The organism is Acidovorax sp. CCYZU-2555 (assembly GCF_018413525.1).
In the GTDB taxonomy this organism is placed as follows: Bacteria; Pseudomonadota; Gammaproteobacteria; order Burkholderiales; family Burkholderiaceae_C; genus Comamonas.
In genome coordinates, this window is the sequence record NZ_JAHCDD010000076.1 from 21731 (window position 1) to 29460 (window position 7730).

Sequence of the window (7730 nt, forward strand, 5' to 3'; positions counted from 1 at the left end):
GCGTGTAGGAGTCCCAGCTTATGCGCGCCCGCAAAGGCTGCAATAGGGTATATGCCAGGGGACAAACCGTGGCGCGTGCCGTTCAGGGTAAATCCGCGCGCGGCCGGGTTGTTTCAGACCGTGTCAGAACGGCGCGGGCAGGTGGAATTCGCGCCATTCGCCCGACTGCGGATGGGCCAGCCCGAGCTGCTGCGCGTGCAGCAAAAGGCGCGGCGCTGCCGCCGCGATGGCGGGGCTGGCGTAGAGCGCGTCGCCCAGAATCGGGTAACCCAGATGCGCCAGATGCACGCGCAGCTGGTGGGTGCGGCCGGTGATGGGCTCGAGTTCCACGCGCGTGCAGCCGGGCCAGCCCGGCGGATTGTGGGCCAGCACGCGCCAGCGCGTCTGGCTGGGCTTGCCCGCGGCGTCGATGATGCGCAGCGGCCGGCGCGGCCAGTCGGCGGCAATCGGCGCGTCTATGGTCTGCCACTCGTCGCCGGCATCGGCCGTGAGGATTCCGTGGACTATGGCCACATAGCGCTTGTGCACCGCGCGCTGCTCGAATGCCAGGCTCAGCTGGCGCTGGACCAGCGGCGACAGCGCCATCAGCACCAGCCCCGAAGTCGACATGTCGAGCCGGTGCACGATCAGCGCCTGCGGCCATTGCGCCTGGGCGCGTGCGCTCAGGCAGTCCTGCTTGTCTTCGCCGCGACCGGGAACGCACAGCAGGCCCGAGGGTTTGTCCAGCACCAGCAGCGCTTCATCGGCCGCGATGCAGCGCAGGGTTTCGTCGCCCACCATCGCCTCAGTCGCGCAGCGGCTGGTTCATCAGCTGGTCGACCGTGGTGCACAGCTCTTCGACATCGTTGGGCTTGTGGATCAGCGCGCGTGCGCCCGCGGCCAGGGCCTCGGCTTCGATTTCGGTGGTGACATAGCCAGAGGCCAGGGCCACCGGCAGGTCGGGGCGGATGGCGCTGGCGGCGCGCACCAGGTCGACGCCGCAAAAGCCCGGCATGTTGTAGTCGGTGACCAGCAGGTCGTAGCTTGCGGGCGCGGACTCGAGCGCGGCCATCGCTTCGCGCGGATCGGTGAAGCCGCTGACGTCGTAGCCGCGCCGGCGCAGCAGCCGCTGCACCAGAAACACCAGCGCCTGGTCGTCGTCGACATACATCACATGCCTGCGCGGCGCGCCATCGGGGTCGGCACCGGCCGCCGCTTCGGCATTGAGCGCAGGCCGGCGCGCGATGGGCGCGGCGAGCACCGGCGCCGAACCGCTGGCCACGGGGAAATAGAGCGTGAAGCGGCTGCCTTCGCCCAGCACGCTGCTGACGTCGACCGCGCCGCCATGGGTGCGCATCACGCCATGCACCACGGCCAGGCCCAGGCCCGTGCCCTGGCCCACGGGCTTGGTCGTGAAGAAGGGCTCGAAGATGCGCTGCAGCGTACCGGCGTCTATGCCCGGGCCGTTGTCCTGCACGCTCAGCGCGACATAGTTGGCCAGCGGCAGGCCCAGGCGGTCGCTCAGGCGCTGGTCGGCCAGCGTGAGGCTCGCGGTCACCTGCACCATGCCGCGCGCGTCGCCTATGGCATGCACGGCATTCGTGGTCAGGTTGAACAGCGCCTGCTCGACCTGGGTCACATCGGCCAGCAGCGCGGGCAACTGGGGCGCTATATGCGAGTGCAGCGCGATCGCGGGCGGCAGCGTCACGCGCAGCAGGCGTTCGGTGTCGCGTATCACTTCGGCGGCCTGCACGGCGCAGCGCTTGGGCGGCTCGTTGCGGCTGAAGGTCAGGATCTGGCGCACCAGATCGCGCGCGCGCCGCCCGGCCTTCTCGATTTCTAGCAGGCTTTCGAGCAGCGAGGAATTCTCGGGGCAGTCGGCGCGCGCCAGCTCGACATTGCCCAGGATGGCGCCCACGATGTTGTTGAAGTCGTGGGCGATGCCGCCGGCCATGGTGCCCACGGCCTGCATCTTGTGCGATTCGCGCAGCTGGGCTTCGAGTTCGCTGCGGTGGGCTTCGGCTTTCTTGCGGCTGCTCAGGTCGCGCGCGAATACGGTGGTGGTGGTTTCGCCGCCGCTGTGCTGCACGAAGGCCAGGCTCACTTCGACGGCCAGCTGCTTGCCGCTGGCGGTGCGCGCTTCCATTTCGCCGAGCACGGCCTGGGTGGTGAGCGCGGCGAACTCGAGCGCGCTCGCGGCGTCGGGCAGAAAGCGCTCCAGCGGGCTGCCCAGCGCATCTTCGGCGGCGCAGGTGAACAGCGCGGCGGCAGTCGGGTTGAAGACCGTGATGCGCTGTGCGCTGTCGACGCACAAAATGGCGTCGAGGCTGGAGTTGATCACCGACTCGAGCCGGCGTTCGCTGGCGAACAGCTGGTTGTTGCGTTCCTGCAGTGCCAGGCGCTCGGCCAGCAACGGTCCCTGGTCGACGACGGCGCAGAGGAACTGGGCGATCGGCGGCCCTTTTTTCTGCGGAATTTCTATGCAGGCGATATGCAGGTCGCCGCACAGATGGACATCGGAGTTGATCGCGAACACCACTTCATGGGCTTCGCTGCCGCCGCGCTCGCGTGCCTCCATGAACGCTTCGCAGACGCGGTCGGCATGGTCTTCGCGCACCAGCGGCATGAACGACACCAGGATGCGGTCGCGTTCCGTGGGCTGGAAAGCGTTGTGCGCCATGGCATTGGCCTGGATCACCATGTCGTGCTCGTCGAGCACCAGCAGGGGCAGGGGAATGCTCGCGAACAGCGCCTCGAAGCGCTCGGACGCGCTTTCGGCCACGGCCTGGCTGTAGTCGAGGACCTTGTTCTGGATTTCCAGCTCATGCTGGTAGTTGCGCAGCTCGGCGACCAGTGCGGCCAGAGGCTCTTCGGCAATCGGCTCGACCACTTCCTGCACCCATGGCAGGGGCTGCGCATCGTCGGGCTCGGGGCCCATCAGGGCGTGCAGACCCAGGGGATCGTCTTTGCGCAGGAGAAAGGACAGGTCGGGACGGCTCATGTAAGGTGGTGCATTGGCCGTACGCCAGAGGTAACGCAGACGCCCCGATTTTAAGCGGGCGACCCCGGCCCTACAAGCCTGGGGCCAAGTGGACCGACAATCAGCTCAGGTAAGAATCCAGGGGAATGCAGCTGCAATGCAGGTTGCGGTCGCCGTGCACATTGTCTATGCGCGCCACGGGCGGCCAGTACTTAGCGTGGCGCAGCGCGGGCTGCGGGAACGCCGCCTGTTCCCGGCTGTGTTCATGGGGCCAGTCGGCCGACAGCAAGGCTGCGGCGGTGTGCGGCGCGTTCTTCAGAACGTTGTCGGTACGCGACACCTCACCCGACTCGATCGCCCGGATTTCGGCGCGGATCGCGATCATCGCCGCGATGAAACGCTCGATTTCCTCCAGCGGTTCGCTTTCCGTGGGCTCGACCATCAGCGTATTGGGCACGGGAAACGACAGCGTGGGCGCATGCAGGCCGTAATCGATCAGCCGCTTGGCCACGTCTTCGGCCGTGACGCCGCTCGTGGCCTTGAAGCCGCGCAGGTCGAGAATGCATTCGTGGCCCACGCGCTGGCCCGCGGCCCCGGGGCTCGCATAAAGTGTCGGGTAATGCGCTTGCAGGCGACAACTGATGTAGTTGGCGCTGAGAATCGCGGTCTCGCTCGCGCGCTTCAAGCCTTCGGCGCCCATCATGCGCATGTACATCCAGCTGATGGGCAACACCGCGGCATTGCCCAGCGGCGCGGCGCTCACCGCGCCCACGCCCGAATGCAGGCCCGTGCTCGCATGGCCGGGCAGGAAAGGCACGAGGTCTTCGACCACGCAGACCGGGCCCACGCCCGGGCCGCCGCCGCCATGCGGAATGCAGAACGTCTTGTGCAGGTTCAGATGGCTCACATCGCCGCCGAACGCGCCGGGCGCGGCAATGCCCACCAGCGCATTCATGTTCGCGCCATCGACATAGACGCGCCCGCCGTGGCGGTGCACCAGCGCGCACAGTTCCTCGACACGCGCCTCGAACACGCCGTGGGTGCTGGGGTAGGTGATCATCACGCACGACAGCCTCTCGCTGTACTGCGCGCATTTGTCGGCCAGGTCGGCGAGGTCCACATTGCCCTGGGCGTCGCAGGCCGTGACCACCACTTCGAGTCCGGCCATCTGCGCGCTCGCGGGGTTGGTGCCATGCGCGCTCGATGGAATCAGGCAGATGTCGCGCTGGCTCTGGCCGTTTGCCGCGTGATAGGCGTGGATGGCGAGCAGTCCCGCGTACTCGCCCTGCGAACCCGCATTGGGCTGCAGGCTGATGCCCGCATAGCCCGTGGCTTCGCACAGCCAGGCGCGCAGCTCGGTGTCGAGTTGCCGGTAGCCCGCGAGCTGGTCGCCGGGCGCGAACGGGTGAATTTGCGCGAACGCGGGCCAGGTGATGGGAATCATCTCGCTGGTTGCATTGAGCTTCATGGTGCACGAGCCCAGCGGAATCATGGTGCGGTCCAGCGCCAGATCCTTGTCCGAAAGCGCCCGGATGTAGCGCAGCATCGCGGTCTCCGCATGGTGGCGATGGAATACCGGGTGCGTGAGAAACGTGCTGGTGCGGCGCAGCGCCGCGGGAATGCGCAGCGTGCTGCCGGCCTCGAGCGCCGCCACATCGGGCAGCGCCTGGCCGGGCGCGGCAAAGATCTGCCACAGCAGAGCGATATCGGCGCGCGTGGTGGTTTCATCGAGTGCAATGCCCAGCGCTTCGGATGAATAGCGGCGCAGGTTGGCGCCCAGGCCCACGGCGCGCCGGGCCAGCGTTTCGGTGGCGCTGCCGGTGTGCACCAGCAAGGTGTCGAAACTGCCGTGTTCCGCCACCGAATGGCCCAGCTGCGTCAGGCCTTCTGCCAGGATGGCGCAATAGCGCGCCACGCGCAGCGCGATGCGCGTGAGGCCTTCGGGGCCGTGGTAGACCGCATACATGCTGGCGATGACCGCGGGCAGTACCTGGGCGGTGCAGATATTGCTCGTGGCTTTTTCGCGCCGGATATGCTGCTCGCGCGTCTGCAGCGCGAGTCGGTAGGCGGGCTGGCCCTGGGCGTCGCGGCTCACGCCGACGATGCGCCCGGGCAGCGCGCGCTTGTAGGCATCCCGGCAGGCCATGAACGCGGCGTGCGGCCCGCCCGCGCCCATGGGCATGCCCAGGCGCTGGCTGCTGCCGACCACGATGTCGGCGCCCCATTCGCCGGGCGGCGTGAGCAGCGTCAGCGCCAGCAGGTCGGTGGCGACAATGAACGCCGCCTGGCGCGCATGAATCAGCGCCGCGTCGGCGCCAAGATAAGCGATGCGGCCGTCGGTCGCGGGGTACTGGGCCAGCGCCGCAAAATAGTCGCCTTCGAGCGCCTGCTGCCAGGCCGTGGGCGAATCGGGCACCAGCACTTCGATGCCCAGCGGCTGGGCGCGGGTCCGAATCACTTCAATGGTTTGCGGATGGGTGCCGGCCGAGACCACGAAACGCCGGCTCGCTGACTGGCTCATGCGCAGCGCCAGCGTCATGGCTTCGGCCGCGGCCGTGGCTTCGTCGAGCAGCGACGCATTGGCGATGGGCAGGGCCGTCAGGTCGCAGACCATGGTCTGGAAGTTGATCAGCGCTTCCATGCGGCCCTGGGAAATTTCCGCCTGGTAGGGCGTGTACGCCGTGTACCAGGCCGGGTTCTCGAGCACGTTGCGCAGGATCACGCCCGGCGTGTGCGTGCCGTAGTAGCCCTGGCCGATGAAGCTCTTGAGCTGCTGGTTGCGCGCGGCCAGCTGCTGCAGTTCGGCCAATGCCTGGGCTTCGCCCACGGCGGGCGGCAGCCGCATGGGCGCGCGCCGCGCAATGCCCGGCGGCACGATCTCGGCGATCAGCGCGGCGCGCGACGCGGCGCCCACCACTGACAGCATCAGCGCTTCGTCTGCCTCGCTGGGCCCGATGTGGCGGGCAATGAATTCGTCGGGGTCTTCAAGGGAGTGCAGCGCGGGAACATGGGGCATCGTCATGGCAGGACCTGTGGAGAAGGCTAAAGCAATGGGATCTGCCGGGCCCCTCAAAGGGCCCGGTCGCGGCACATTCCCGTGCCTGGCATGGGCGCGCGTGCGCCGCGTGCTTACGCGCTTTGCGCGAAGGCGGTGTAGGCGGCTTCGTCGAGCAGGCCGTCGAGCTGCGCGGGGTCGCTGAGCTTGATCTTGAAGAACCAGCCGCCCGCGAGCGGGTCGGAGTTGGCCAGCGACGGGTCGTCGCGCAGCGCTTCGTTGACTTCGACGATCTCGCCGCTCACGGGCATGTAGATGTCGGCCGCGGCCTTGACGGACTCGACGACGCCGGCGACTTCACCCTGGGCGAAGGTCTTGCCGACTTCGGGCAGGTCGACAAAAACCACATCGCCCAGCGCGTCCTGCGCGTGCACGGTGATGCCCACCACGGCGGCTGCCGGGTCGGCGGCGTTGATCCACTCGTGGTCTTTGGAAAATTGAACGCTCATGAGAACTCCAGGAAAAACAAAAAAGAAAAGCGCAAAGCCGTAGTTCGCACTGTATCCCGTCGGCGGGCCGCCGGGAGCCAGATGAGGGGCTTCATCCGCGGTAATAGCGGCTGGGGACAAAAGGCATGGCCGTGACTTCCATGGGCACGGGCTTGCCGCGCACCAGCGCCTGCAGGCGCGTGCCGGGTGCGGCACTGCCGGTTTCTACATAGGCCTGGGCAATCGGCTGGTTCAGCGTGGGCGTCAGCAGGCCGCTGGTCACCTGGCCCACCTGGCGGCCGCTGGCATCGAGCAGCGGCGCGGGTTCGCGCACCGGCACGCGTTCGAGCGCATGCAGGCCCACGCGCTGGCGCGCGCGCAGCGCCGGGTCGGCAATCTGTGCGAGCAGGCGCTCGGCGCCGGGAAAGCCGCCGGCGCGCGCGCCGCCCGCGCGGCGCACTTTCTGCACCGCCCACAGCAGCGCGGCTTCGGCGGGCGTGGTCGTGGTGTCGAGTTCATTGCCGTAGAGGCACAGCCCGGCTTCCAGGCGCAGCGAATTGCGCGCGCCCAGGCCCGCGGGCGCAACTTCGGGGTGGTGCAGCAGCGCGCGCGCGAAGGCTTCGGCCAGCGGGCCGGGCAGCGAGATTTCAAAGCCGTCTTCGCCGGTGTAGCCGCTGCGCGTGATGTACAGCTCGCTGCCTTCCCAGACAAAGGCCGCGCCGTCCATGAACAGCAGCTGCTCGACGCCGGGCACCAGCCGCTGCAGCGCGTCGACCGCCAACGGGCCTTGCAGCGCGAGCAGTGCGTGCTCGTTCAACGGCGTGATTTCGCAGCGCTCGCCGATGCGCGCCTGCAGATGGGCCAGGTCGGCATGCTTGCAGGCGCCGTTGACGACCAGCAGGAAATCGTTGCCGCGCTGCACCAGCATCAGGTCGTCGAGCACGCCGGCTTCGTCGTTGAGCAGCAGGCCGTAGCGCTGGCGGTGCAGCGGCAGGTCGAGCAGGTCCATGGGCATCAGCGACTCGAGCGCCGCCGCGGTATCCGCGCCGACCAGGCGCAGCTGGCCCATGTGCGAGACATCGAACAGGCTCGCGGCGCTGCGCGTGTGCAGATGCTCGGCCACCAGGCCCTGCGGAAACTGCACTGGCAGGTGGTAGCCCGCGAAGTCGACCATGCGCGCGCCGAGTTCCAGATGCAGCGAATGCAGCGGCGTGTGCAGCAGTTCGCCGGCAGCGGCCTGCGGGAAATGGGGCGTGGGAGGGGTGGTCACGGTGGTCATGGCGTTCTC

5 protein-coding genes are annotated in these 7730 nt (G+C 68.2%); all 5 read right to left on the minus strand.

Annotated elements, in window-relative coordinates; all coding sequences use genetic code 11:
- Positions 1–123 precede the first annotated feature (123 nt).
- Complete coding sequence (locus KHY18_RS21920; protein ID WP_213304906.1) at positions 124–780, minus strand: RluA family pseudouridine synthase; 657 nt, start codon at positions 778–780, stop codon at positions 124–126.
- A gap of 4 nt (positions 781–784) precedes the next feature.
- On the minus strand, positions 785–2980 hold the full coding sequence (locus KHY18_RS21925; protein WP_213304908.1) for a PAS domain-containing hybrid sensor histidine kinase/response regulator: 2196 nt from the start codon (positions 2978–2980) through the stop codon (positions 785–787).
- A 100-nt stretch (positions 2981–3080) separates the two neighbouring features.
- On the minus strand, positions 3081–5981 hold the full coding sequence (gene gcvP / locus KHY18_RS21930; RefSeq protein WP_213304911.1) for an aminomethyl-transferring glycine dehydrogenase: 2901 nt from the start codon (positions 5979–5981) through the stop codon (positions 3081–3083).
- 107 nt (positions 5982–6088) lie between these two features.
- Entirely contained in the window at positions 6089–6463 is a 375-nt protein-coding gene (gene gcvH, locus KHY18_RS21935; RefSeq protein WP_213304913.1) for a glycine cleavage system protein GcvH, read from the minus strand.
- A 91-nt stretch (positions 6464–6554) separates the two neighbouring features.
- Positions 6555–7721, minus strand: coding sequence for a glycine cleavage system aminomethyltransferase GcvT (gcvT, locus tag KHY18_RS21940; protein ID WP_213304919.1), 1167 nt, complete (start codon positions 7719–7721; stop codon positions 6555–6557).
- Positions 7722–7730: the final 9 nt, after the last annotated feature.